The 25,814-nt window shown below is 64.1% G+C and carries 25 protein-coding genes and 1 tRNA gene; 9 read left to right on the forward strand and 17 right to left on the reverse strand.

Annotation, left to right across the window (positions count from 1 at the left end; translation table 11 throughout):
* Window positions 1–23 precede the first annotated feature (23 nt).
* The 7 genes from WFP36_RS06385 to WFP36_RS06415 form a co-directional block, all read right to left on the reverse strand.
* The gene (locus tag WFP36_RS06385; protein ID WP_336978931.1) at window positions 24–1,622 is read right to left on the reverse strand and encodes an NAD(P)/FAD-dependent oxidoreductase; all 1,599 of its coding nucleotides are present in this window, start codon (window positions 1,620–1,622) and stop codon (window positions 24–26) included.
* A gap of 61 nt (window positions 1,623–1,683) precedes the next feature.
* Window positions 1,684–2,325 carry a PilZ domain-containing protein gene (locus WFP36_RS06390; protein ID WP_336978932.1) on the reverse strand — a complete coding sequence of 214 codons (642 nt, stop codon included), beginning with the start codon at window positions 2,323–2,325 and terminating at the stop codon, window positions 1,684–1,686.
* A 234-nt stretch (window positions 2,326–2,559) separates the two neighbouring features.
* A tRNA-Leu gene (locus tag WFP36_RS06395) sits at window positions 2,560–2,644 on the reverse strand.
* 287 nt (window positions 2,645–2,931) lie between these two features.
* A complete protein-coding gene (locus WFP36_RS06400; protein WP_336978933.1) occupies window positions 2,932–4,047 on the reverse strand; it encodes a cobalamin-independent methionine synthase II family protein in 1,116 nt (371 codons plus the stop codon).
* Complete coding sequence (locus WFP36_RS06405) at window positions 4,047–5,078, reverse strand: uroporphyrinogen decarboxylase/cobalamine-independent methonine synthase family protein (RefSeq protein ID WP_336978935.1); 1,032 nt, start codon at window positions 5,076–5,078, stop codon at window positions 4,047–4,049. Before WFP36_RS06405 ends, WFP36_RS06400 begins: the two co-directional genes overlap by 1 nt.
* The gene (locus WFP36_RS06410) at window positions 5,078–5,623 is read right to left on the reverse strand and encodes a VOC family protein (RefSeq protein ID WP_336978937.1); all 546 of its coding nucleotides are present in this window, start codon (window positions 5,621–5,623) and stop codon (window positions 5,078–5,080) included. Before WFP36_RS06410 ends, WFP36_RS06405 begins: the two co-directional genes overlap by 1 nt.
* A gap of 79 nt (window positions 5,624–5,702) precedes the next feature.
* Window positions 5,703–6,851 carry a CaiB/BaiF CoA transferase family protein gene (locus WFP36_RS06415; protein ID WP_336978938.1) on the reverse strand — a complete coding sequence of 383 codons (1,149 nt, stop codon included), beginning with the start codon at window positions 6,849–6,851 and terminating at the stop codon, window positions 5,703–5,705.
* Between the two features lie 67 nt (window positions 6,852–6,918).
* Between WFP36_RS06415 and WFP36_RS06420 the strand changes: the two genes are divergently transcribed.
* From WFP36_RS06420 to WFP36_RS06455, 8 genes are all read left to right on the forward strand, one after another.
* Window positions 6,919–7,701: a citryl-CoA lyase gene (locus tag WFP36_RS06420; RefSeq protein ID WP_336978939.1), complete on the forward strand. Its 783-nt coding sequence runs from the start codon at window positions 6,919–6,921 to the stop codon at window positions 7,699–7,701.
* A gap of 109 nt (window positions 7,702–7,810) precedes the next feature.
* Window positions 7,811–9,511: a GMC family oxidoreductase gene (locus tag WFP36_RS06425; protein ID WP_336978941.1), complete on the forward strand. Its 1,701-nt coding sequence runs from the start codon at window positions 7,811–7,813 to the stop codon at window positions 9,509–9,511.
* 14 nt (window positions 9,512–9,525) lie between these two features.
* Window positions 9,526–10,416: an MBL fold metallo-hydrolase gene (locus WFP36_RS06430; protein WP_336978942.1), complete on the forward strand. Its 891-nt coding sequence runs from the start codon at window positions 9,526–9,528 to the stop codon at window positions 10,414–10,416.
* Window positions 10,417–10,504: 88 nt separating this feature from the next.
* A complete protein-coding gene (locus WFP36_RS06435) occupies window positions 10,505–11,686 on the forward strand; it encodes a cytochrome P450 (RefSeq protein WP_336978944.1) in 1,182 nt (393 codons plus the stop codon).
* Between the two features lie 136 nt (window positions 11,687–11,822).
* The gene (locus tag WFP36_RS06440; RefSeq protein WP_336978945.1) at window positions 11,823–12,632 is read left to right on the forward strand and encodes an N-acyl homoserine lactonase family protein; all 810 of its coding nucleotides are present in this window, start codon (window positions 11,823–11,825) and stop codon (window positions 12,630–12,632) included.
* Window positions 12,629–13,522: an NAD(P)-dependent oxidoreductase gene (locus WFP36_RS06445; RefSeq protein WP_336978947.1), complete on the forward strand. Its 894-nt coding sequence runs from the start codon at window positions 12,629–12,631 to the stop codon at window positions 13,520–13,522. The genes WFP36_RS06440 and WFP36_RS06445 overlap by 4 nt, the downstream gene beginning before the upstream one ends.
* Window positions 13,523–13,653: 131 nt before the next feature.
* Entirely contained in the window at window positions 13,654–14,592 is a 939-nt protein-coding gene (locus tag WFP36_RS06450; protein WP_336978949.1) for an AraC family transcriptional regulator, read from the forward strand.
* A 278-nt stretch (window positions 14,593–14,870) separates the two neighbouring features.
* Window positions 14,871–16,343, forward strand: coding sequence for an ATP-binding protein (locus WFP36_RS06455; RefSeq protein ID WP_336978950.1), 1,473 nt, complete (start codon window positions 14,871–14,873; stop codon window positions 16,341–16,343).
* Between the two features lie 119 nt (window positions 16,344–16,462).
* On the opposite strand, the gene WFP36_RS06460 is transcribed toward WFP36_RS06455, so the two are convergent.
* From WFP36_RS06460 to WFP36_RS06500, 9 genes are all read right to left on the reverse strand, one after another.
* A complete protein-coding gene (locus WFP36_RS06460) occupies window positions 16,463–17,248 on the reverse strand; it encodes an SDR family NAD(P)-dependent oxidoreductase (RefSeq protein WP_336978951.1) in 786 nt (261 codons plus the stop codon).
* Complete coding sequence (locus WFP36_RS06465) at window positions 17,245–17,466, reverse strand: hypothetical protein (protein WP_336978953.1); 222 nt, start codon at window positions 17,464–17,466, stop codon at window positions 17,245–17,247. The genes WFP36_RS06460 and WFP36_RS06465 overlap by 4 nt, the downstream gene beginning before the upstream one ends.
* Window positions 17,463–19,025: a phytoene desaturase family protein gene (locus WFP36_RS06470; protein WP_336978955.1), complete on the reverse strand. Its 1,563-nt coding sequence runs from the start codon at window positions 19,023–19,025 to the stop codon at window positions 17,463–17,465. The genes WFP36_RS06465 and WFP36_RS06470 overlap by 4 nt, the downstream gene beginning before the upstream one ends.
* 34 nt (window positions 19,026–19,059) lie before the next feature.
* On the reverse strand, window positions 19,060–20,205 hold the full coding sequence (locus WFP36_RS06475; RefSeq protein WP_336978957.1) for a serine hydrolase domain-containing protein: 1,146 nt from the start codon (window positions 20,203–20,205) through the stop codon (window positions 19,060–19,062).
* A gap of 126 nt (window positions 20,206–20,331) precedes the next feature.
* Window positions 20,332–21,081 carry an SDR family NAD(P)-dependent oxidoreductase gene (locus tag WFP36_RS06480; RefSeq protein WP_336978959.1) on the reverse strand — a complete coding sequence of 250 codons (750 nt, stop codon included), beginning with the start codon at window positions 21,079–21,081 and terminating at the stop codon, window positions 20,332–20,334.
* Between the two features lie 3 nt (window positions 21,082–21,084).
* Window positions 21,085–21,498: a nuclear transport factor 2 family protein gene (locus WFP36_RS06485; RefSeq protein ID WP_336978961.1), complete on the reverse strand. Its 414-nt coding sequence runs from the start codon at window positions 21,496–21,498 to the stop codon at window positions 21,085–21,087.
* A 1-nt stretch (window position 21,499) separates the two neighbouring features.
* The gene (locus tag WFP36_RS06490) at window positions 21,500–21,985 is read right to left on the reverse strand and encodes a nuclear transport factor 2 family protein (protein ID WP_336978963.1); all 486 of its coding nucleotides are present in this window, start codon (window positions 21,983–21,985) and stop codon (window positions 21,500–21,502) included.
* On the reverse strand, window positions 21,982–22,371 hold the full coding sequence (locus tag WFP36_RS06495; RefSeq protein ID WP_336978965.1) for a carboxymuconolactone decarboxylase family protein: 390 nt from the start codon (window positions 22,369–22,371) through the stop codon (window positions 21,982–21,984). The genes WFP36_RS06490 and WFP36_RS06495 overlap by 4 nt, the downstream gene beginning before the upstream one ends.
* Window positions 22,372–22,387: 16 nt before the next feature.
* Window positions 22,388–23,626 (reverse strand): serine hydrolase domain-containing protein, encoded by a 1,239-nt coding sequence (locus WFP36_RS06500; RefSeq protein ID WP_336978966.1) that lies wholly within the window; start codon window positions 23,624–23,626, stop codon window positions 22,388–22,390.
* A 119-nt stretch (window positions 23,627–23,745) separates the two neighbouring features.
* Between WFP36_RS06500 and WFP36_RS06505 the strand changes: the two genes are divergently transcribed.
* Window positions 23,746–24,936, forward strand: a complete 1,191-nt coding sequence (locus WFP36_RS06505; RefSeq protein ID WP_336978967.1) for an FAD-dependent monooxygenase — start codon at window positions 23,746–23,748, stop codon at window positions 24,934–24,936.
* A gap of 6 nt (window positions 24,937–24,942) precedes the next feature.
* On the opposite strand, the gene WFP36_RS06510 is transcribed toward WFP36_RS06505, so the two are convergent.
* Complete coding sequence (locus WFP36_RS06510) at window positions 24,943–25,755, reverse strand: CmcJ/NvfI family oxidoreductase (protein WP_336978968.1); 813 nt, start codon at window positions 25,753–25,755, stop codon at window positions 24,943–24,945.
* Window positions 25,756–25,814 lie beyond the last annotated feature (59 nt).

Consider the following 25,814-nt stretch of genomic DNA (forward strand, 5'->3'; position numbering starts at 1 on the left):
TCGTCGGTTAGCGACCTTTTCGGTCAGGCAGCCTTGCGGCGTTCCTTGGAAATGCGTTCCGGCACGTCGCGCACCGAGGCAAGCGCCGCGGCCTGATCCTCGCTTACCGGCTGGCGACCTGCATTATCGCGCTGCGGCAGGACCTTTTCGGCGCCTTCATCGCCCGCCTCGTGATATTCGGCATCCTCATTCACGCACCAGGTGTCGTAGACCCGTTCGCCGGCGAGGATGTTCTCCACCGTCAGCATCGCGGTCATCATCGCATGGTCCTGATTGTTGTAGCGGTGCATGCCGTTGCGGCCAACCAGATGCAGGGTCGGGAATTTGTCTTCCAGTTCCCGGCGCATCGCATCGACATTGGCGGCATAGGTCTCGTCATAGACCGGATAGGCCTTTTCCTGACGCACCACTGCGCCGCCGATGACGGCGGAAGGATCGAGCAGGCCGAGGATTTCCATTTCCTTCTTCGCCAGTTCGACCAGATCGGCGTCGCTCGACGACCACAGGCCGTCGCCTTCGAAGCAGAAATATTCCAGCCCGACACAGGCGACGCTCTCATCCGGCACCATCTCGGGCGACCAGCTGCGGAAGTTCTGCACGCGACCAACCTTCACCTTGCTGTCGTGGATATAGATCCAGTTATCCGGGAAGAGGTCTTCCGAACGGATCATCAGCGCGACGGTGAGGAAGTCGCGATATTTGAGCTGCGACGCGTTGAGCGTCGATTCCGGCAGCGGGTGCAAACGCGCTGCCAGTTCGCGCATCGGGGCCGAACTGATGGCGTGTTTGGCGCGCACCACAAGTTCACTATCTTTGCCCGTAGCAACCATGCGCCAGCCGCCCTGACCGTCGGAGGCGAGCTGCTTGAGGCCATGGCCCATGATCACGTGGCTGCCGCGCTCCACGATCCGGTCGCGGGCGGCTTCCCACATCATGCCGGGGCCGAGGCGCGGATAGCGGAAGGTTTCGAGCAGGGTCTTGACCTGCTGCCCGTCGTTCGGGCGCTTGTTGAGGCCCAGCGAGCGCTTGAGCCCATCGACCACCGCACCCCAGAGCGAGAGCCCCTTGATGCGCTGGGCGGCCCAGTCGGCGCTCATTTCGTTGCAGGGCATGCCCCACACCTTCTCGGTATAGGTCTTGAAGAAGATCGAATAGAGCTTCTGGCCGAACTGGTTGGTGGTCCAGTCCTCGAAGCTCTTCACATCCTTGATCGGAAACAGCTTCGACCACAAATAGCTGACCATGCAGGTGGTGGAGCGCCAGATGCCCAGATTGCGCAGCGCCTCGAAGGCGCGCAGCGGGTAGGAGTAGAACTTGCCCTCGTAATAGATGCGGCTCATCCGCGGGCGCTGGATGAAATCGTCGGGCAGGATCTCGTTCCACAGGTCGACCACGGCCGCGCTCTTGGAAAAGAAGCGGTGGCCGCCAATGTCGAAGCGGTAGCCTTCATGCTCCACCGTGCGGCTGATGCCGCCGACATAGGTTTCGTCTTTCTCGATGATCGCGACGGTCTTGCCCTGCTTGGTCAGCAGATAGCCCGCAGTAAGGCCGGCAGGCCCCGCGCCGATGATCGCCACGTCGACAACGATCTCGCGCGCCTGCGAATTCCGACTGAGTTCCATCACGATCTGCCCCCGGTGAAATGGTCCTGTCCGGGAGTGAAGGATAATGGTTAGGGGGAGGTTAACGCCGCGCGGAATCTTGCGGCCCGGGGATCCAGGTACCGCTTTCGATATTGCAACTGCCCTGCAGTTGAGCCGCAAGCCGGGCGAGTTCGGCGAACTGGAACGTATCGTCGAATACCAGCCCGTAATTGGCATCCTTGCGCCAGCGTACCCGCGCCTGGATGATGGGCAGATTGTCCGCTTCCAGCCGCAGCTTCTGGTCGATCGCCAGATAGAGCGGCGATTCGATCTGCGCGCCCTGCTGCGAGATATTGTGGACCACCACGCCGGCCGTGCGGCCATGGCATGAAATCAGCGCCGGCAGTTGCAGCTTCAGCCGCACCGCGCGCTTGGGGAAACGGCTCTTGTTGTTGAGCAGGCGGTCGATATCGACCTCTACCGGGAAGCGGAAACCGGCGGCGCCTTCCTTTTCCCACACACGCTCGACCGGGTGCCGGTCGCCATTGGGCAGTTCCAGCGTCAGCTGCACGCCCTGCGGCAGCGGGTGGAACGTCCGGATGCTGACCCCGGTGGAAGAAGCGTCACGAACGATGCAGAGATATTCGCCCTGGGCGCAAATGAGTTTGGCAGTACGGATCAACAGCGTGAATCGGGGCGCGATCCGCTGCTCCTCGCCGTCGTCAGTCAGCGAGCCTGTCATCTGGTCCGGCACATGACCGCCAGGCGATTGCACAACCTCAGTCATAGCTTTTTCTCGCATGGACAACCGCCAGGCCGCCCAATTTCCGCCCTGCGAGAATGCCGCCCGGGGAGAGACCTGCCCGCCCCCGGGGCAGAACACCCCGCATTCGAACGGTCTAGGCGGCAATTGCTAATATTCTCTCACTTCCAAACGTGAATAAAGTGTGTGGTGAAGCCTTGTAGTAAACACTGATGGTGCGGGCGGCGGGACTTGAACCCGCACGAGCAATGCTCAGGGGATTTTAAGTCCCCGGCGTCTACCATTCCGCCACGCCCGCACGCGTGAGGGGCAGACCCGCTGCCGGATCTGCGCTAACCAACTAAGCTCTTGCCGGATAACGGCTTTCCGCATGCAGCGCGAGCATTTTTGACACGAGTCGCGCGGCAAATTCCGGCTCAAAGCGGGACAGCAATATCCGGTCATTCTTACGAAACGATTGGTTACCGGCAGGCCGCAACTATTTCGGCGCCCGCCGGTCATCATCGCAATTCTTGAACGCGCCGGTTCGTCCGGCGCTGGGCTGCCGGCACGCGTTTCCGCCAACCGAGGCCTGAGCCGGTTAACCTAACGGTAGCGTCGTGCGGCGATCTCGGCCCCTTGCGCCAGCGCGGCAAGCTTCGCCCAGACCACTTCGGGATCGAGATTGCCGCTGCCTGCATGGACGGAAAAACCGCAATCGACACCCGCCAGAACCCGTTCGGTTCCTAACAGGTCGGCATAGCGGCCGATGCGCTGGGCGATCAGCTCGGGATGCTCGATATAGCTGCTCTGCGGCTCGATCATGCCGGGGCACAGCACCTTGCCATCGGGCAGGCTATGCTCTTCGAAATAGGCGAATTCATGCGCATGGCGCGGATTGGCGCCTTCCAGCAGCACGGTCTGCGGCTTGGCCTGCCACACGATATCGGCGATATCGCCCAGCGGCACGTCGCAATGATGCGGGCCGGGATAGTTGCCCCAGCACAGATGCATGCGCAGCTTTTCCGCCGGGATATTGCGCAAAGCGTGGTTCAGCGCGGCCACGTTCATGGCCAGCTTCTTGCGGAACTCTTCGGTCGAAAGATGCGTGAACTGCACATGGCGGCCCATGGCCATGTCGGGGCAGTCGAGCTGCAGGGTGATCCCGGCATTGGCGATGGTTTCATATTCGTGCCGCAGCGCCTCCGCGATGGCGAAGACATATTCCTCGTCATCCTTGTAGAAGCGGTTGGGGAAGAACAGCGCCGTCACGCCGGGCGAGGCCGCGGACATGAAAGTCTCGTGGCTACCCGCCAGCCGGTTGAGCCTCTCGGCATCGATCCGCGGCGCTTCCATGTCCTTGACGGTGATCGCCGAAGTGCAGGCCGGGGCCGAACGCCGCGCGCGCCCGGCATCGCCGAACACCTTCGCCTTGGCGCCGGGGAATTCCTCCAGATCCTGGAATTCATAGCTGCCCGCTTCCCCATCGAAGCCGGTCAGGCGATGCTTGATATAGGTGGCATAGCTGGGCTTCGACATTTCGCCATCGCCCAGGATGGTAATCCCGGCCTCGGCCTGCCGCGCAAGGACATAGGCAGTGGCTTCCTCCACTGCTGCGTCCATTTCCGCCTCGCCGACCTGCTCCCCTCCTTCGCGTGCGAAGACGAGGGCGAGCAATTGTTCGGGGCGCGGCAGGCTGCCCGTATGGGTGGTCTTGAACATCAGGCTAGCTCTTCGCGCACGATCGCGGCACCCGCCGCCATGGCGCGCAGCTTGCCGTTCGCCACATCGCGCGGGAGATATTTAAGCCCGCAATCGGGCGCGACGATCAGCCGGTTCGCATCGACATGCGGCAAGGCCCGGCGGATACGCACGGCCACGGTCTCGGGCGTTTCCACCTCATGGGTCGAAAGATCGAGCACGCCGAGGATCACTGTCTTGGGCGCGAGCTTTTCCAGCACAGTGCAATCGAGGTGCGACTGCGCCGTCTCCACCGAGACCTGGCCCAGTGCCGTAGCCGCCAGTTCGGGCAGGAAATTATAGCCTTCGGGCCGTTCGTGGATAAGCGCGGCATAGCCGAAGCAGATATGCAGCGCCGTGGTTCCGCGCACGCCTTCGAGCGCGCGTTCGAGCGCCTTCAGGCCGAACTGGCGCGCCTTGTCCGGCCGGGCCTGCATATAGGGCTCGTCGAGCTGGACCACGTCCACGCCCGCGGCGAAGAGGTCCCTGATCTCCTCGTTCACTGCCGCCGCATAGGCCAGCGCCAGCGCCTCGGGATCGCCGTAATAATCGTCCTGCGCCTGCTGGGCCATGGTGAAGGGGCCGGGCACGGTGATCTTGGTAGTGCGATCGGTATGGGCGCGCAGGAATTCCACGTCGCGCACCTGCACCGGGTGGCGGCGGCGGATTTCGCCCACCACGCGCGGCACCGGCACGGGCTCGCCCGAACGGTCGAGCGCGGTGCCGTGGTTTTCGATATCCACGCCGTCCAGCGCCGTGGCGAAGCGGTTGGAATAGCTCTCGCGCCGCATCTCGCCATCGGTGATGATGTCGAGCCCCGCCTCTTCCTGCTCGCGGATCGCCACGATGGTGGCATCGTCCCATGCTTGTTCCAGCCATTCCTCGGCCACGCGCCACAGTTCCTTGGCACGGGTGCGCGGCGGGAAGCGGCCGGCGAGCTTCTGGCGATCGATCAGCCAGTCCGGCTGCGCGTGCGAACCGACCAGCGAGGTCGGCAGCAAGGGCAGGGCCATCAGGCCGCTTCTTCTTCGTGGCGGAAGAGGTTGTTGTTGGTGTGATCGCCCGCCAGCCAGCGCTTGAGTTCGGCATGGGCCCGCGCACGGCGGTCTGCGGCGCCTTCTGCCGCGCGCGGATCGTCGCAGGTGAATTCCACGATCATGCCGTTGGGATCGTTCACATAGACCGAACGGCAATAGCCATGTTCGAGCGTGTAGGTGTTGGGCGGCTGGATGCCTGCCGCCGCGATCCGCCCCTCGATTTCGGCCTGCGTTTCCTTGTCCACATTCAGCGCGATATGGATGAAGGGCGATGCCGGAATTTCAGGCCCGAACTGCGCCTGATCTTCCGCATCGGCGAACTGGAAGAAGGCAAGGCTGCTGCCATCGCCAAGATCGAAGAAGACATGGCAATAGGTGCGATCCTTGCCGAACAGGAAATCCGTCTCGCACCAGGTGGCAGAGAGCGGCAGGCCGATCACATCCTCGTAAAAGGCGCGCGTCGCCTCCAGATCCTTGGTTACATAGGCAGTGTGGTGCAGCCTGCTCGGCAATTTGCTCATCTTGTCTCTCCCTCGCGCCGAGTCCTTTCAGAACCCGGCTCTACCGGGCGAGCATATCAAAGCTATTGCTGCACGCAATTCACTCCTTGGCCCGGTTTACGCCCCCGTTACGCCCAAGGATTTCTTCATTGTGCTGGCCAAGTACTGGCGGCGCGATCACTTCTTCCTGCTTCTGCCCATCGAAACGCAGGGGCGAACGGATGGTGCGGAAGGTGCCGTGTGGGCCTTCGGTTTCCAGCACGATTTCGTGATGCCGCGCCAGTTCGCCATCGACCACTTCCTGCGAGGTGAAGACGGGCGAATGCGGCACTTCAAGCTCGGCCAGCCGGCCTGCCCAATAGGATCGCGGCTGCTGCTTGAAGATCGGGGCGAGGAAAGCGATCACCTTGTCGTAATTGGCGATGCGGGCATTGCGATCCGCGAATTCGGGGCGCTGGAGCATGTCGGGCTGCCCGGCCGCCTCGGCCAGGTTCTCCCAGAATTTGGGCGGGGATGACATGTGCAGCGCCAGCCAGCCGCCATCGGCGCATTCGAAGACATAGCTCTGCGAGACATGCGGGCGGGAATAGGGCCCCATCACTTCGCCCATCGAGAGCAGATGCGTGAAATCGTCGAGGTTGAAGTGGCACATCGCCTCGAACATGCTGGTTTCCACCAGGCGCCCCTTGCCGGTCTTCTCCCGCTCATAGAGCGCGGCAACCACGCCGTGGGCGGCATAGAAACCGGTCAATGCGTCGGCCAGCGCCGGGCCGACCACGCGGGGATGTTCGGGGTTCACCAGCAAGCGCAGGAAGCCGGAGGAGGCTTGCGCCACCGTATCGAAGGCCGGGCGGTCGCGATGCGGGCCGTCCGATCCGAAGCCGGTGATCAGCGCATAGACAAGCCGCGGATTGATCGCCTGCAACCGCTTGGCATCCACGCCCAGCCGCTCGGCCACGCCGGGGCGGAAGTTCTGGATGAACACGTCCGCGCCCTTCACCAGCTCGTCGAAAGCGGCGAGGTCTTGCGCCTGCTTGGTGTTCAGCTCGATGGACTTCTTGTTGCGATTATAGGTCTGGTAATGCGGCGAATAGAGCCCGCCCTTGAAGGCGCGGAACGGGTCGCCCACTTCGGGCATCTCCACCTTGATCACTTCCGCGCCCAGATCGGCCAGCAGCGAGCCGGCCTGCGGCCCGGTGATGAAGGTTCCCATATCCAGCACGCGAATGCCTTCGAGCGGCTTTGCCATTGTGCACCTCTCCCAATCTTGACGCCGGTATAGGCAGCGGCGGATAGCACCAGCAAGGAGAGAGAATATGCGCATCGGCAAACAGGACGCCCCCTTCACCGCCATCTGCACGTCCGATGCCGATAGCATCACCGTGCGCGGCAAGGATCTGGTGGAGGAGATCATCGGCAAGACGGACTTCACCAGCTATTTCTGGTTCCTGGTCACAGGCGTCGAACCGAACGAGGATCAGCTGTTCTTTGCCAATGCCGTGCTCTGCGCGCTGGCGGAGCACGGGCTGGTGCCAAGCGTGGTCGCCGCCCGCATGACCTATGCCGCCGCGCCGGAGGCCTTGCAGGGCGCGGTCGCGGCGGGGCTGCTCGGCTGCGGATCGGTCGTGCTGGGCAGCGCGGAAGTGGCGGGCCGTTTCTATGCCGATTGCGTGGCCGACTGGCGGGAAAGCGGGGACGACATCAATGCCGTGGCCGTCCGCAACATCACTCGCCTGCGCCAGACGACCAAGGCCATCCCCGGCTTCGGCCACCCTCAACACTCCGAAGGCGATCCCCGCGCGAACTTGCTGCTCGACCTCGCCGACCGGCGCGGTGTCTCCGGCGATCACGTGGCGATGATGCGCGCGCTGCAGGCGGCCCTGCCCGAAACCATCGGCCGCCACCTGCCGGTGAACGTCAACGGCCCGATCCCGGCGATCATGCTGGATGTCGGCTTCCCGCTGGCAGCACTGAAAGGCATCGGCCTGCTCTGCCGCACGGCCGGCCTGATCGGCCACCTGACCGAAGAGGCGGAGCGCCCGATCGGCTTCATCCTGTCCGGCAAGGCAGCGGAAGGGATCGAGTATGACGGGAAATAAGTCACCCCGGACTTGTTCCGGGGTGACACGGCCCCTTCGCCCCTCGGCAATCCCTCTTCGCACCCTGCCAAGCCGCTGAACGCATGCACGGTCTATCCCCCTCCCGATAATGGGAGAGATGCGCGGGATGGATGCGGCGGAATTCGATTACGTGGTGGTGGGCGGCGGCACTTCCGGCGCGGCGCTGGCGGCCCGGCTGGGGGAGCGGGAAGATCGCACGACCTGCCTGCTGGAAGCGGGCGGCGCGGATAGCCATCCCTTCATCCACGTGCCGAGCTTCGTGGCCGCAGCGATCCATACGAAGGGCCTCAACTGGAACTTCGCCACCGTGCCCCAGCCCGGCATGGCGGGGCGGCCGATTCCCGTGCCGCGCGGCAAGGTGCTGGGCGGATCGGGCAGTATCAACGGCATGGTCTATTTCCGCGGCCATCCGACGGATTACGACGATTGGGCAGACGCCGGGGCCACTGGCTGGTCTTACGCGGAAGTGCTGCCCTATTTCACCCGCACCGAGAATAACGAGAATTATCCCGAGAGCGTATTCCACGGCAAGGGCGGGCCGATCAACGTCAAGGTGGTCGATAACCCCAACGCGCTGAACTACGCCTTCATGGACGGGCTCGCCTCGCTGCAATTCCCCGCCTGCCCCGATTTCAACGGCCCCAATTCCGAAGGCTATGGCCGGCGCCAGGGCCTGATGCGCGCAGGCCGCCGCGAGAGCACGTCGATCAACATGCTGCGCCCGGCGCTGAAGCGCGGCAATGTCCACGTGCAGACCGGCGCCCCGGTGCGCCGTGTGCTGGTGGAAGAAGGCCGCGCCACGGGTGTGGAACTGCTCGACGGGCGGATCGTGCGCGCCCGGCACGAAGTGGTGCTGTGCGCGGGCGCGGTGCAGACGCCGCAGATCCTGCTGCTGTCCGGCATCGGGCCGGGCGCCCATCTGCAGGAAATGGGCATCGAGCTGGTGAAGGATGTGCCCGGCGTGGGCGCCAATTACCACGATCATGTCGCCTCCCCCGTCCATATGGAAACGGCCAACACCACATCCTATGGCCTGTCGCTGCCGGCCCTGCCCCGCGACATCCTGCACCTGTTCCAGTACATTCTCACCCGCACCGGGCCGCTGGCAGGCAATGTGTTCGAAAGCGTGGCCTTCCTGCGCACGGACCCGTCGCTGGCCCGGCCGGACGTGCAATTCGTGTTCCAGCCCGCCAAGCGCCTGACGACGAAGATCCCCTTCCCCGTGGGCCATGGCTACGCAATCAGCCCGGTCTCGCTCTATCCCAAGGCGCGCGGCACCTTGCGGCTGGCCAGCCCCGATCCCGCCGCCGCGCCGCTGATCGACCCGCGCCTGCTGGCCGAGGATGGCGAGATCGACTGCCTGATCCGCGCCATCAAGATCGCGCGCAAGGTCTTCGCCAGCCAAGCCTTCGCGCCCTATGGCGGCGTGGAAGTGGCGCCTGGGCCGGAAGTGCAGAGCGATGCGGAAATCGACGCCTATATCCGCAGCACCGGCTATACCGTGCATCACCCGGTCGGCACCTGCCGCATGGGCAACGATGCAGGCGCCGTGGTCGATCCGCAATTGCGCTTCAATGGCATTGCCGGGCTGCGCGTGGCCGATGCCAGCGTGATGCCCAGCATCATCGGTGGCAACACCAATGCCCCCTGCGTGATGATTGCCGAGCGCGCGGCCGATTTCATCCTGGGCAAGCCCGCCCTTCCGGCCGCCGATCTGCCGCCGGAATCGGTCGCCCGATACAAATCCGCCCCGAAGAAGGCGGCATCCCGTTCAAAGAAAGCCGCCTGAGGAGAGGGCACGACATGGCGAAGGAACACGTCAAAAGCTGGCAGGTGGGCGACGTCACCGTCAGCCGGATCGTGGAAGTGTGGGACTTTCGCGATAACATCAACATGACCATGCCCGATGCGACACCCGAGGAAGTGATCGCGCTGGAATGGCTGCACCCGCATTACGCCACGCCCGACGGGCAGCAGCGGATGAACTTCCAGGGCTTTGTAGTGCAGACCCCGACGAAGACCATCGTGGTGGACAGCTGCATCGGCGCCGGGCGCGACCGGCAGTTCGATGTGTTCACTAACCTGCCCGAAGGCTTCATGCAGGATCTGGAGAGCCTTGGCGTGGACCGGCACGATGTGGACATCGTGATGTGCACGCACCTGCATTTCGACCATGTGGGCTGGAACACTTACAAAGACCCGGAAACGGGCGAGTTCAGGCCGACCTTCCCCAATGCCCGCTATCTGTTCGGCAAGACCGAGTTCGAGGCATGGAAGCATATTCGCAATGACGGCATCCACCATCCGGGCCACATGATCGAATGCGTCGATCCCATCGTGGCGGCGGGCATGGCGGATTTCATCGATGCCGATCACCGCATCTGCGAAGAGCTCTATTGCGAGCCCAGCCACGGCCACACGCCGGGCCATGTGCATGTTTGCATCGAATCGAATGGTGAGCGGGCCGTCATCACCGGCGACCTGATGCACCACCCGATGCAATGCGCCATGCCGCAGCGCGACGCGACCTTCGACATGGACAAGGACGCCGGACGCGCCAGTCGCGTGCGCTTTGCCGAGAAATATACCGATAGCGGCGTGCTGATCATCGGCGCGCATTTCGCCGATCCCACCGCCGGGCATTTCACCACCGACGCCAAGGGCGAGCGCTGGTTCAAGGGACTGGGGCTGTGAGCCTGCTCTCCCAACACCCGTTCATGCTGAGCCTGTCGAAGCATGCGCGCGTCCTTCGACAGGCTCAGGACGAACGGAGGTAGCGTTTATGGCAAATCCGATCCCCGATTACCCGCTGGACATTTTCACCCCAGATGCCGTGCGCAACGCGCGCGAGGTGGACGATGCCCTGCGCGAATTCGCCCCTGCCGTGCGGCTGCATGACGGGGTGGTGATGATCGCCCGGCACGAGCATGTGACGAAGGGCCTGCTGGACTGGCAGACCTTCTCCTCCACCTCGCGGCCATGGCACGATCCCAATTCGCCCCGGCCGGAAATCCTGCTGACCGATGATCCGCCACGCCACACGCAGGTGCGCAAGGTGGTGGCAGATGCCCTTTCCCCCCGCGCGCTGGAGCGAGTAAAGGCGATCTTCGAGAGCGCCGCACAGGAATTCGTCGACGAGCTTCGCGCTAAGGAAGGCGCGGTGGTGGACGCCGTGGGCGACATCACCCAGGCCTATATCTTCCGCGTCCTGCCTGACATTCTCGGCCTGCCGCAGGAAGGGCGGCACCATATGCACGGCTTTTCCCAGATGGTCTGGGCCACGATGGGCCCACCGGGAGAATTGTTCGACGAGGCGATGGATCAGGATTTTTCCGGCGTGATCGAATGGCTGGAAACCACCTGTGAGCGCGATGCGATCGACCCGGAAGGAATCGGGGCGGAATTCTTCCGCGCGGCCGATAGAGGCCAGGTCACTTTGGCCGAAGCCAAGCTGCTGTTGCAGACCGTGTTGAGCGCCGGGGCCGATACCACCTATCTCACCATGGCCAATGCCATCCGCGCCTGGGCGATGTTCCCCGGCGAATATGAGAAGCTGCGCGCCGATCCCAAGCTGCTGCGCAACGCCTTTGACGAGAGTCTGCGCTGGGACAGCCCCAGCCGCATGGCGGGGCGCATCGCGGTGAAGGACGTGGAGGTGGACGACATCCTCATCCCCGCCGGTACGCGCTGCGGGCTGATGTTCGCCGCCGCCAATCGCGATCCGCGCTTCTGGGACGCTCCGGAAGAATACCGGATCGAGCGCGATACCAAGCACTCGCTCGGCTGGGGCTACGGCGTGCATGGCTGCGTGGGCCGCGTGCTGGCCCAAATGGAGGCGCAGGCGCTGCTCGGCACTATCGTCCGCGAGGTGGAAGGCTTCGAACTGGCCGGACCTTACGAACCGTGGATGACGACAGTGGGCCACGGCCCGATCCGCCAGCCGGTGCGGCTCAGGTTTGCGTGAAGCGTCCTTCGTCATTGCGACCCCGGCCTTGTGCCGGGGGAAGCAATCCAGGGCACCACGCGCTGGGCTCTGGATTGCCGCGTCGCCTTCGGCTCCTCGCAATGACGAAGAATGACGAACAGGGTATGATCGCCTCATGACCGCCCCCGTCACCCGTATCGACGCGATCCTTTATGCGCGGCACGAGCGTGTGGCGGCGGCAAATTTTTCGCATCCGGTGGACGATCACGATCTGCCCATGCCGCTCGACTATTATGTCTGGGCGATCCACCGCGAGGGCCATCCGCCCGTGATCGTCGATACCGGCTTTGGCGAGGCCGCGGCGATGGCACGGGGGCGCACGCTGATCCGCCCGGTCGCGGAAGGGCTGCGCGAGGCGGGGATCGACCATTTGCTGGTGGAACATGTGATCCTCACTCACCTGCATTACGATCACGCGGGATCGCTGGGCGCCTTCCCCAATGCGCATTTCCATGTGCAGGATGCCGAACTCGCCTTCGCCACCAGCCGTGCCATGTGCGATCACGATACTCGCGCGCCTTTCGATGGCGAGCCGGTCGCCCAGCTGGTGCGCAAGCTCTATGCCGACAGGGTAGTGTTCCATGCCGGAGACAGCGAATTCGCCCCCGGCATTTCGCTGCGCCTGTGCCCCGGCCACACCGCCGGGCTGATGGTAGTGGCTTGCGAGACGGTGCGCGGCACGGTGGTTCTGGCCAGCGATGCGGCGCATCTCTACGCCAATATCGCGCGCAAGCTGCCCTTCCCGATCTTCATCGACGAGCCGCAATATCGCGCCGCACAGGCCCGCGCGCTGGAACTTGCGGGCGGATCGCTCGATCGCCTCATCCCCGGCCACGATCCGCTGGTGCTGGCCTGTTTCCCTTCGGAAAACGGCATCGCCCGCGTGGATCTGGCTCCGCACAAACCCGTTTCGGAGTATCTATGAGCACTGTCGGTTTCATCGGCCTCGGCCGCATGGGCGCCAATATGGCGGCCAATCTTATCGGTCATGTCGACCTGTTACTCGTGCATGATGTCTCGCCCGATGCCGTCACCGCAATGGTGACGCAAGGCGCGCAGGCAGCCGGATCGGCCAGGGCCTTGGGCGATGAATGCGATATCGTCTTCGCCAGCCTGCCGACCCCGCCCATCGTGCGCGAGGCGATCCTCGGCCCCGGCGGCGTTGCCGAAGGCAGAAGGGTGAAGATCGTGTGCGACCTTTCGACCTCCGGCCCGCGCCTTGCGCAGGACCTTGACGCTGCCCTTTCCGCCAAGGGCATCGCCAGCATCGACGCACCGGTTTCCGGCGGGATCAAGGGCGCGAAAGACGGCACTCTGGCCATCATGGCGGGCGGGCCGCAGGCTCCATACGATCAGATTCTCCCGCTGCTGCAACTTATGGGCAAGCCCTTCTACATGGGCGAGACCCCGGGCGCCGGGCAGGTGATGAAGCTGGTCAACAATCTGCTGGGCGCGGTGGCCATCGGCGTTACCTCCGAAGGCATGGCTATGGGGATCAAGGCCGGGCTGGACCCTGCCCGCATGATCGAGGTGCTGAACAGCGGCACCGGCATCAATTCCGCCACGCGCGACAAATGGCCTCGCTCCGTCCTGCCGCGCACTTTCGATTTCGGCTTCGCCGCCGCGCTAAGCCTGAAGGACACCAACCTGCTGCTGGACGAGGCGGAGGCCATGGGCGTGCCGCTGCAACTGGGGCAGGTTGTGCGGGGATATCTGGAACGGGCGCTGGCCGATTACGGGCAGGACGCGGATTTCACCGCCATGGCCAAGGTGGTGGAAGCCGATGCCGGGCTCGACCCGGAAAGGCCTGCCTGAAAAATGGAGCGCGCCTGAATCCCGCCGATTCGCGCGCCGCTTGCCAAGCGCCCAAAGGCTCCATAACCTCCCCCTCAATGGCCCGATACGAGGCCCGCTGCGAATCTCGCGGCATTGGGAGTTTGGATGTCATGTCGCTGCTCGAGCAACTGAGCACGGCAGAGGTTGCTCCGTGCGATCGCCTGCCCTTCTGGAACGACATCGCCCGCATGGTCGCCCCGATCCGGGTCGAGCCTCTGGGCGAAGCGCCTTTCGAGGCCCGCCTCTATCGCCGCAAGCTGCGCGAATGCGAATTGCTGTCGCCCTGTTCCAGCCCCGCCCGCATCTACAGCGCGCCGGACCATGAAAGCGCCGGGGTGCTGAACATCCAGGTGCAGCACCGCGGCCGCAGCACCAACCACACCGGCGGCCGCACTGCGGTGCTGGAGGAAGGGGACTTCGTTCTTTACGATCCAACCAAGCCGCTCTGGCTCAATTTCGAGGAATATACGCAGGCCATCGTCGTGCGCCTGCCGCTGGCGACAGTGGAAGAACGCATGCCCCATCTGCGCAGCCAGGCCGGCATTCCGGTGAGCGGCAGCCGGGGGGCGGGCGCCCTGTTTTCCCGCTTCATGCGCAATGCGTGGGAAGAGCTGGAATATGACGGCAGCGGCGAATGGGTCGATGCGCTGGGCGATGCGATCTGGCCGCTGCTGGAAATGGCCTATGCCTCCGCCCGCCCGGCACTGGAGCCCAACCGCCGCGACGAGCGCCGCCGCGCCCTGTTCGAAGCGGTGGAGGCGGACCTGACCGATCCCGATCTGGACGTCCACCGCCTCGCCCGCCGCATGGGCGTTTCCGCGCGCTATGTGCAGATGCTGTTCGCCGAAATGGGCACCACCCCGCGCGCCTTCATCCAGAACCGCCGGCTTGAACTCGCCGCTCGCCGTTTGGAACGCGAAGGCGGCGACGTGACAGTGACGGACGTAGCCTATGATGTCGGCTTCAACGACCTCTCCAGCTTCTGCCGAGCCTTCCGCCGCCGTTTCGAAATGAGCCCGAGGAACTATCGTGCAGGCGGGCGGGGGTAGGGCGGTCAGCCAATCTTCTACCGTCACCCCGGACCTGTTCCGGGGTCCAGCTTGTATTGGTAAAAAATCAAGCAAGCGAGAGGCGCGCCATGTCTTCCCGGGTCATTTCCGGGGATGTGGGGCTACACGTCCCCGCGCCTTTATGCTGACTAAGAAGCTGGGCCCCGGAACAAGTCCGGGGTGACGATGTCGCGCAAATCTGCCCCTACCCGCACGCACATCTGGAAAACCTCCCTCACCCCCTTGGGCCAGCGGGCGCCTGCCGCTAGCTCAGGCGCGTGGATTCGAACATCGTCATAGGTGAGGACGAAACGGGCCAGCCGGTCCGGATCGACCTCGAAGAATTGCTGGCCACCCGCCTGCTCGTTCAGGGCAACAGCGGGTCCGGCAAATCGCACCTGTTGCGCCGCCTGCTGGAAGAGAGCGCCGGCATGGTGCAGCAGGTGGTGGTGGACCCGGAAGGGGACTTCGTTTCGCTGGCCGACCATTTCGGCCATGTGGTGATCGACGGCGCGGCCCATTCCATTGCCGAGATCGAGGCACTGGCCGCCCGCGTGCGGCAGCATCGCGCTTCGGTGGTGCTGGCGCTGGAAGGGCTGGATGTGGAACAGCAGATTCGCTGCTCCGCCCATTTCATCACTGCCCTGTTCGACGCCCCGCGCGAACACTGGTTCCCAGCACTGGTAGTGGTGGATGAGGCGCAGATGTTCGCCCCCGCTGTGGCGGGCGAAATCAGCGAGGATACGCGCCGCATCACGCTGAATGCGATGACCAACCTGATGTGCCGCGGCCGCAAGCGCGGGCTGGCGGGGATCGTGGCCACGCAGCGCCTTGCCAAGCTGGCCAAGAATGTCGCGGCGGAAGCGTCCAACTTCCTGATGGGGCGCACCTTCCTCGATATCGACATGCTGCGCGCGGCCGATTTGCTGGGCATGGAACGGCGGCAGGCCGAGCGTATCCGCGATCTGGAACGCGGGCGTTTCCTCGGCCTCGGCCCGGCGATCTGCCGCCGACCGAGCGCGGTGAAGGTCGGCCCGGTGAAATCCGGCCCCAAACAGACCGCCAGCAAGCTCGCCCCGCTGCCAACTGCCCCGGCAGAGGAAATGCAGGCCTTGCTCCATGCCGAACTGGCCACCGTGATGGAAAGCCAGGCGGAAGCCAAGCGCGCCGCGCCGCCTCCGCCTGCTTTCACGGCCGAGCAGCTGTCGGAGCAGATCACCCGCTTCGAATCCGATCCCGTGGCAAGCGACGAGGATGGCGCGGAACCTTCTTCCGCAGCGCCGGGCGCCGCCGCGCAGGTGGTGGAAGACATCATGCGCGCCATGGCGAGCGACCCGCGCGCTGCCTTCCAGCCTTCCGCCGCGCTCTATCAGACCTTCCTGCTCCATTGCCGCAAGCGGCAGGCCAGCGCCGCCACGCCCGACATGGCCGGTTTCCGTCGCATGTTCGCCATCGCGCTCGCCCGGCTGGAAGGGCTGGAGCCCCATGTACGCGAGCACATTCTGGAAATGGGCAGCACGCTGGATGACGATGTGCTGGCGCCCTTCCTCACCATCGCGCGCCATGCCGCCGAAGGGATCGAGGAGCCGGATGACGAGGAACTCTCCCGCGTTTACGGCACCAGCTCCCCCGGCCGCACGCGCCGCCTGCTCGAACATCTGGAGAGGAAAGGCCTGATCGTGGTTCGCCACGATTTCGGCGGCGGGCGCACATTGATCGTGCCCGGTCTGGACGCCGTGCTGAGCGGGTAATTTCCGTCATTGCGAGGACCGTCGGTCCGAAGCAATCCAGGGCCCAACGTGTTCCGCTCTGGATTGCTTCGCTACGCTCGCAATGACGAACCCGCCGATGAAATGCCTGTCGGTTCGCTTCAGATATCGTTGCGGATCGTCGCCAGCGCGCCGCCGTCGATCTCCCACTTGGCGCCGTTGACGTAGCTTGCCTCGTCAGAGAGCAGGAAGCTGACGACATTGCCCACTTCGGCGGGCTGGCCCACGCGGTTGAGCGTGGCGACTTCGCCCAGCTTGCGCATGCCGGCAGCCACATCGTCGAACATCTGTTCCAGCATGCCGACCAGCAGCGGGGTCTCGATCACGCCGGGCATCACGCAGTTCACCCGCACGCCCTTCTGCGCCACTTCGCTGGCCGCCGTGCGGGTAAGGCCCACTGCGCCGTGCTTGGCTGCGTTGTAAGCGCAGGCGCCCGCAAGGCCGCGTTCGGAACCGATGGAGGCAGTGTTCACTACCGCGCCTGCGCCGCGCTTCACCATGTCCGGCAGCACGTAACGCAGGCCCAGGAACATGCCGCGCAGGTTTACGTGCAGCACCCGGTCGAACTCGGCGACCTCATATTCGTGCGTGGGGGCGAGATGCCCTTCGATCCCGGCATTGTTGAAGAAGCCGTCCACCCGGCCCATCGCCTTCAGCGCCGCCTCGGCATAGGAGATCACCTGCTGCTCATCCGCGCAATCGGCGTGATGGCCGAACACTGTGTGGCCCGCATCGCTGAGCGCCTTCACCCGTTCTTCCAGCTTGGCGGCATCGATATCCACCAGCATAACCTGCGCCCCTTCGCGGGCGAGGATTTCGCAGGTTGCATAGCCGATCGAACCGGCCGCGCCGGTGACGAGCATGGTCTTGCCTTCGTGGCGCTTCATTTCTTGGCTCCTTTCGAGAACCGGAATGGCATGGTGAGGAGAAACAGGATCAGCCTGGGCGTCAGCAGCTTGAACGCCGCGCGCGCCTGTTCGGGGGTGAGCGTGGCGCTCATCGGCATGGTGCCGAAGACCTTGCCCTTCAGGACAAGATCGTTGCCTTTCCGCTCGATGGCGGAAACCTGCATCAGCTCGCTCTTGTCGGCGGAATAGATCTTCACGAGACGTGGATCCCGTCGAAATCGATGCCCAGGTCTTCGGCCATTACCTGCGCCGTGGCCCGCCCGGCGCCGAACACACCGCCGCCCGGATGCTGGAACGGCCCGACGAGATAGAGCCCTTCCACCCCCGGCACGCGATACTGACCCAACTCAGGCGTCGGCCGGTGGGAGCCGGACTGATAGGTGGTGGTGGCAATGCCGTGCAGATCGCCGCGGAAGAAGCTGGGGCTGGTCCGTTCCATGTCCACCGGGCTGTCGCAATGATAATCGAGCACGACATCGGGCACGTTCTCGATGAAATCGCCCATGCGGCGGATCATCTTTTCGGCAAATTCGCCCTTTGCCTCATCCCAGTTGCGGCCATCCTTGCGAGTGTAAGGCACATAGTCCCATGCATGGAAGACCGCCTTGCCATCGGGCGCGCGGCTGGGATCGTGCTGGGTCAGCTGGCCGACGCCGACCAGCGGCGTGGGCGAGAAATTGCCATAGCGCAGCTCGTCGAACGCGCGGCGCATATCCTCATAGCTGGCGGGCATCAGCTCATACATCACGGCGGAAATATCGCCCGCCTTGAATTTCATCGGCGCATCGAGCGCGGCATGGACCGTGAAGCAGGCGGCATCGGTGATGTGCGTGCGCTTCGCATTCTTCGCGACATGGGCGGGCAGGGCCGCGACCATATCGGGCAGGATGTGCGGATGGATTGCGCCGATGATCCCGTCATTCGCCGAAAGACGCGAACCATCGTCCAGCACCACGCCTGTCGCGTGCGTGCCGTCGGTCACGATCTCGCGCACCTCGCAATTGTTCAGCACCTTGCCGCCATGATCTTCGATACAGGCGATCAGTGCGGCAGTGAGGCTGCCCGATCCGCCCACTGGCACCCCAAAGCCGAATTTCTCGAGGAAGCCGAGGAACACATAGGCGCCGATGCCGGTGGCCTTCTCGTCCGGACTGACGAGGTTTTCGCCTGCCACGCGGCCGAAATGGGCCTTCACCTTGTCATGCTCGAACAGCTCTTCCATCAGGTCGAAAGTGCTGACGGCCATGGTGCGCATGATCTCGCGCCCTTCGGCGCTCTGGTCCATCATCGCCGTCTGTGCGCCCATCGGCATGGGCGGAGAATAAAGACCCGCCTGGATCATCGGCAGCCATTGCGCGGCCTGGCGGGACATCTCGAGGAAAGTCTCCGCATCCTTGTGGGAGAACTTGCGGATCGCCTCGGCCGATTTCGCCGGATCGCGATGCAGCGGCAGGGTTGACCCGTCTTCCCACACGCTCATCATCGGCACGTCGGGGAAGACGTAGCGCAAGCCGTATTTCGATTTCAGCCCCAGATCGTCATTCAGCAGCAGCGGATTGCCCTGGATGAAGATGTGGCTCATCGAATGCTGGTCGTGCCGGAAGCCGGGCCGCGTCAGTTCGCGCGTCACCACGCCGCCGCCGAACCAGTCATTACGCTCCAGCACCAGCACCTTCTTGCCGGCCACAGCCAGATAGGCCGCGGCGACAAGGCCGTTATGGCCCGAACCGATGGCAATGATGTCTGCGTCGCTCATTCAATCATCCTCAATTCTGCGGCCGTTGGGGCCGTCAGAGCATGGCCGACACGATCATGTCGGACAGCTTCTGGAAGCGTTCGATATTGGCAGTCTGGGTCATCACCCCCGCGCTGGTAGCCGCGAAGCTGACGTCGAGTTCGGGATCGACCCAGAACAAAGTGCTGCCCGCGCCATAATTGCCGTAGGTCTCCGGCGAGGTGAGCGTGCCCAGCTGATGGTTCACGATGGCCGTGCCACGCACGTTGAAGCCCAGCCCCATGTAAGCGGGCGCGACCTGCCAGCCCGCGCGCAGATGGGCCGCCTTGTAAAGCTCATTGGGCATCTCGCCCGTGTGCACTTGCCGCGCCACCTCGATCATGCGCGGGGACAGGATGCGCACGCCGTCCAGCTCCCCGCCCCGGCGCAACATCTCGGCAAAGCGATAGAGATCGCCAGAGGTGGAAGCGCAGCCGACATGCGGGGATTCGGTCGCCGGGTCTTCGAACAGGGCGTGGTCACCCTCGATATTGCGGCTGAGATGCTTGATCGGCACCGTGCCGCGCATATCCGGGCGAACATGCCGGTCCTTCAGGTCCGCGCGAAGCCCCATGGAAGTGCTGTCCATCCTGAGCGGGGCGAACAGATCCTCATGCAGCAGGGTCTGGTAATCGCGGCCCTTCGGATCGGTGCGGACAAGCGCCATGCCCATCAGCACGTGATTGACCAGCGGCGAATAGTCGCAGCGGCTGCCCGGCTCCACCACGCCATGTACGGCCTCGATCGTCGCCTCGTAGAGTTCCGACAGACGGTCGAGATACATGCCCGGCTTGGGCGTCCACACGCCGGGCATGCCTGCCGTGTGGGTGAGCAGGTGATAAAAGGTCGCTTCCTCGCGGGGCTTGCCGGTGAATTCCGGCAGCACGTCGCGCACCTTGGTGGTCAGCGCGAAACGGCCTTGCTCGATTGCCTTGAGGATCAGGATGTTGGTGAAGGCCTTGGTGGTGGAGAAGATCGAGAAGACATTATCCAGCCGCAGAGGCTGCTCGCCCGCTGCGTCCTGCGCGCCCAGCGCTTCCTCGAACAGTTTCTCCCCGCCGCGCCCGGCGGTGAGCACCAGCCCGTAATAATCGCCGCGCGCAATATCCGCGAGGATGACCTCGCGCAGTGTGTCGAGCCGTTCCTGCCAGACTTTTGCCATAGCTAACTCCGTCCGTCCTGAGCCTGTCGAAGGACCGTTTTTTCTTTATCGGCGTGCTGTCCAGGGGAAGAGCGGCCCTTCGACAAGCTCAGGGCAAACGGAAGGAGGAGGATTTCTCTCATCCCCTCACCCCGCCGCGATGATGCCGCCATCGATGGCCAGCATCGCCCCATTCACGAAATCCGCCTCGTCCGAGAGGATGAAGGCCGCCGCGCGGGCAATGTCCTCAGGCGTACCGTTGCGGCGCAGGGGGATGTTCTTTGCCCGCTGGGCATATTGTTCGGGCGTGACGAAGCCGTCCGTCGCCGGGGTCGGCACGCTGCCCGGCGCGATAGCGTTGACGCGGATACCGCGCGGGCCGAGTTCGCCCGCCAGCACCTTGGTCAGCCCGGCGATCCCCGCCTTGATCGTGGTATAGGCCCCGGTATTCGGCCGCCCGCGATAGGCGACGGGCGATGAATAATTGAGGATATTGCCGCTCGCCCCCTCGTCCCGATAGGCGAGAAAGGCCTGCACGCCCCAGAACACCGATTTGAGCCCGGCGGACAGCATGAGTTCGAGCGTTTCCTCGGTCACGTCCTCGATCGGTTCGTAGACCAGCACGGAAGCATTGTTGATCACCGCGCGCAGCGGGCCCGCGTCGTAGCGGAAGGCTTCCGCCACGCCGAAGAACTGCGCCCGCTCGCCCAGATCGCCGCCATAGGCATGTGCCTCGCCCCCGGCGGCGCGGATTTCGTCCACCACCTTGTGGGCCGATGCCTGATTGATATCCGCCACGCCGACAATGGCGCCTTCGGCGGCAAGATGCTTCGCGATCCCTTCGCCAAGGCCGCGCCCGGCGCCGGAAATGAGGATGGGGCGGCCCGCGAACTTCATGGCTCAGTCCATCCCGAACAGCTTGGCGGTATAATGGCTGTCCATATATTCCCGCATCGCGTCGATCTTGCCGTTCGAGATTTCGAACACCCAGCAATAGTCATTGTCATAGACCTTGCCGTCCATGGTGGTGCCGGTGGAATTGGATTCCACGCAGACCCAGCCGCCTCGCGAAAACATGTTGTGCACATGGACCTTGGGGTCGCCCGGATGGAACATGCCGCGCACGGGGGCGAGGAACTTGTCGATGATGTCCATTCCGATGTGCTTGCCGGCACCGGCGATGTCCTTCACCTTGGGCTCCCACACGGACTGGTCGTGATAGAAGCCGCGCAGCTTCTCCAGATCGCCCGAGGACAGCACTTCGAAGAAATCGAGCACCAGCTGCTCGTCGGCGTTGGCGGCAGTCACGCTCATTTCACTCTCCCTTTCCAACGCCGCGGGCCTGCTCGGTCGGCGGCGGAATGACCGGCATGGCGCCGCCCAGATGCAACGCGACCTGGCCGTAGCGGCTGGCGAATTTCCACCCTTCGGGCGTCTTCACATAATGATCCTCGAAGCCCCCGACATAGAGCCCGCCCGCTTCCTGCGGCGGCTCCACCGATTTGTGGCTGGAGAGCATGGCGAGGTAATTGGTGCCCTTGGCCTCCGTCTCCGAAATCACTTCCACCAGCACATTGGTGACGATGTGGCGGACAAGGATCGGTGGCCGGTCGCGGAAGATCGCCTGCACCCGATCCCGCCCGTAAAACGGGAAGTCCGGCTGGAACGGGCGAGCGAAGATGCAATCTTCGGTGAAAAGCGCGGCAAGCGCCTCGTGATCGCCATTGTCGGCATAGCGCGCGAAGAGCAGCGGCAATTTGCCGCATTCCGCCTCGATCCGCAGGCGTTTCTGATCCTTCATGATGCCTGTTCCGCTTCGATTTCGGCAAAAGCCTCATTGGCGATGCGGAAGCTGTCCACCGTGGCCGGGATGCCGGCATAGATGCCCACCTGCAGCAGCACTTCGCGGATTTCTTCCTTCGAAAGACCGTTATTGAGCGCACCGCGAATATGGGCCTTCAGCTCGTGGCTGCGGTTGAGCACCGAGATCATCGCGAGGTTGATCAGCGAGCGGTCGCGGCGCGGCAGGCCTTCCCGCCCCCAGGTCCAGCCCCAGCAATAGGTGGTCACCAGTTCCTGCAGCGGATCGTTGAACGGCCCGCTCTTCGACAGTGCCCGGTCGACATAGGCATCGCCCAGCACCTCGCGGCGGATCTTCATGCCCTTGTCGAAAAGTTCCTTATCCATCTGATCGTGTCCTTTCTCAGCCGATCGCCGCGTAAACCGCATCAATCAGGCGCCTTGCGCGTGGGCCGTTATCGCCCACGGCGTGCATCTGGTTGCAGCAATAGGAAAAGCCGAGCTTCGCATCCGGATCGCCGAAGCCGATCGAACCGCCCAGGCCATGATGGCCGAAACTGCGCGGATTGGGGCCCATATAGACCGCCTCCGGCGTGTTCAGCAGTACGCCCAGCGCCTGATGATAGGGCCGGTCCTGCAACAGTTCGATCTGGTTGTGCTGCTCGACAAGCATGGCTTCCAGCGCGCGCTTCGACAGCAGGCTGACCCCGTCGACCTCGCCCACGGCTGCGCCATAGATGCGCGCCACCCCGCGCGGATTGCCATGGCCGGAACCGCTGGCGATCTCGCAGGTGCGCCAGATCGGCGAATTCATCGTGGTATGCCACGGTTCGCTGGGGTTCTGCAGGAAGGCGAAGCTGCGCAGGGTCGCCCCGTCCTGCCAGCCTTCCGGCGTCGTCGGCTTGGGCGGCACGGTCTGGTCCTTCGCCGCGAACAGCCGCGCCTTGGTGTTGGGCAGCACTTCGGCGACGTGGGACTGTTCCTCATCGCTCATCCCGCCGATGCAATATTCCGCATGGAGCGGCCCGCTGACGTTCTGGCGCAGGAAGGGGCCAACGGTCATGCCCGTCACCCGGCGCATGATCTCGCCCAGCAGAAAGCCCTGATTATGCACGTGATAGGCCGCACGCGTGCCCGGTTCCCACAAGGGCTCCTGCACTTCCAGCGCACGGATATAGGCCGAATAATCGAAGAACCCGCCCGGATACATGGTGTCGGTGGTCAGCACAGGGATTGCCGCGCGGTGATCGAGGCACCAGCGCACCAGAATATTCTCTTTCCCGTTCTGCGCGAATCCGGGCCAGTAATGGGCCACCGGCTTGTCGATATCCACCAGCCCCCGGTCTACCAGCATGTTGAAGGCGATGCCGGTCACGCCCTTGGCCACGCTCATCATGCAGACAGTGGAATGCTCGTCCCATTCCCGAGAGCGATCCTCGCGCGCCCAGCCGCCCCACAGGTCGACCACCGTCTCGCCATCGCGCACTACGCTGGTGGCCGCGCCGAGTTCTTCCTCAACCCGGAAATTCTCGATGAAGGCTTCGGCCACTCCGCTGAATTCGGAATCGTACCGGCCGCGCAGGCGATAGGTGCCGCCGCGTGCTTCGATGGTTTCGTCTAACTGGGCCTGCGCCACTGGCATTCCTCTCCTCTTCCCGCACCAAGTCCTAGGCCGCGCCCGTCGCCACCGCTTGAACCGGGGCGAAAATCTCTTGGCAGCGCGCGAAGCCCTCTGGCAGGTGCGGCAGGGGAGAGAGATGCATGTACGATTATGACGTGATTATCGTGGGCGGCGGCCCCACCGGTTTCGTCACCGCGCTGGGCCTCGCGCAGGCCGGGGTGAAGGTCTGCGTGGTGGAGCAGGAAGAGGCGATCATCGATAGCCCCCGCGCGGCCGTCTATCACTGGTCAGTGCTCGACGGGCTAGAACGGCTGGGCATACGCGAGGAAGCGGAGCGGAGCGGCTTTCCCAAGCAGGACTATCTCTGGCTGGTGAAGAAGACCGGCGAGGAAATCCATTACGATCTCTCCGTGCTCGAGGGGCACACCGCCTTTCCCTATAACATCCATCTCGGGCAGGACCGGCTCGCCGCCATTGCGCGCGACCGGCTGGAGACCCTGCCCAATGCGCAAATCCGCTTCGGCACCGGCATGATCACGCTGGCGCAGGATTCCGATGGCGTGCGCGTGGCAGTGGAAGGGCCGGAAGGCGTGGAATATCTCTCCTGCGCCTATGTCGTGGGTGCGGACGGCGCGGCCAGCCTCGTGCGCAAGGTGCTGAACCTGGGCTTCGATGGCATGACCTGGCCGGAGCGGTTCGTCGCCACCAATGTCCATCACGACTTCGAAAGCGCGAATTACGGCCTCACCACCATGGTGATCGACGAGGAATGGGGGGCGGTGATCGTCAAGATCGACGGAACGGGGCTATGGCGCTGCACCTATATGGAGGACGCCGCCTTGCCAGAGCGGGACTATCTCCAGCGCCTGCCCGCCGCCTATGAGCATCTCCTGCCCGGCACGGGTGGCTACAGGCTGGAGCGGGCCGCCCCCTACAAGATGCACCAGCGCGCGGCCGACAGCTTCCGCAAGGGGCGCGTGGTGCTGGCGGGCGATGCCGCCCATGTCACCAATCCCACGGGCGGTTATGGCCTGACCACTGGCCTGTTCGACGCCTATGCCCTGTGGCCGACGCTGGCCGCCATCGTGCTGGACGGGGCGGACCCGGCGCTGCTCGATATTTATGCGGAGGATCGCCGCCGGGTGTTTCTCGAACGGACCTCGCCCAAGGCCGTGGCGAACAAGCAACTCGTCTTCCATGCATGCGGCGGCGGGGCGGCACTGGAAGCTACGCTGGGCGGGCTGCGCGCCATGAGCAGCGATGCCGAAGCCCGGCTGAACGGCCTGTGGTTCGTCAAGACGCTGGAGACACCTTCGCCCGTGGAAGCATGAGCCCGTTCACTCCATGAACGAAATCGTCCGCAGTTCGATGCTCTGGCGCGGTGCGGCATCATGGGGCGTATCGGGCGCATCGAAGGCGCTGTGCGCAGTGAACTGCACCGCATCGGGATCGCTATCGTAAAGCTTGAAGGCCAGCACTTCCCAGGGCTGCATATGCGGCACCCAGTACCATTTCTGGCCCGGCGCCCATGCCAGGTTGAAGCCCCAAAGCGAGCGGCGATTGAAGTCGCCCAGCCCGCCAACAACTTCGCTGGGGAACATGTCCTCGCGCTTCACTGTGCTGGCATCGCACAAGGCAAAAGGCGCGCTTTCCACCATGGTGATCGGGCGCCAGACATTGATCAGCATATAGCGGCCCGACAGGCGCCGGTCGGCCTCTTCCTTCGGCAGCAAATCGTAGGTGAAGTCCCGCACCGTACGGTCGCCATAATCCACGTGAGCGCCATAGGCCGGCATGTTGTGGCCATGGGTTCCGCCCGCATTGGTGCGCACCACCGGGCCGAAGCTGATCGTCTTCGCCGCGCCGGTCAGCCGCTGCACCAGTGCCTCCGTCTCGCGAGAATAGTGGGCAAGCGCGTCCTTGTCCGTGAAGTCCGTGACCTTGGTGGGCTCGTCCAGCAGGACAAAGCCGTTGCGATCGAAGCCGAGATCGCCAGTGAACGGCCGCATGTCATGGATCGTCACCCGGCGTTCTTCCACCGGCCAATAGCTCTTCTCCCGCGCGCCGGGATGGAAAGTCGCCTTCTCGCCGCGCACGACATAATTCATCGTCGCTTCGACATCGCAGGTGATCTGTTCGGCTTCGCTCACGGTCAACCTCTCCTTCGCCCGGTGAACTTGGCGCGCCATGCTGCGCAGCATAGCTTGCC

Source organism: Fulverythrobacter fulvus, assembly GCF_037154085.1.
In the GTDB taxonomy this organism is placed as follows: Bacteria; Pseudomonadota; Alphaproteobacteria; order Sphingomonadales; family Sphingomonadaceae; genus Andeanibacterium; species Andeanibacterium fulvum.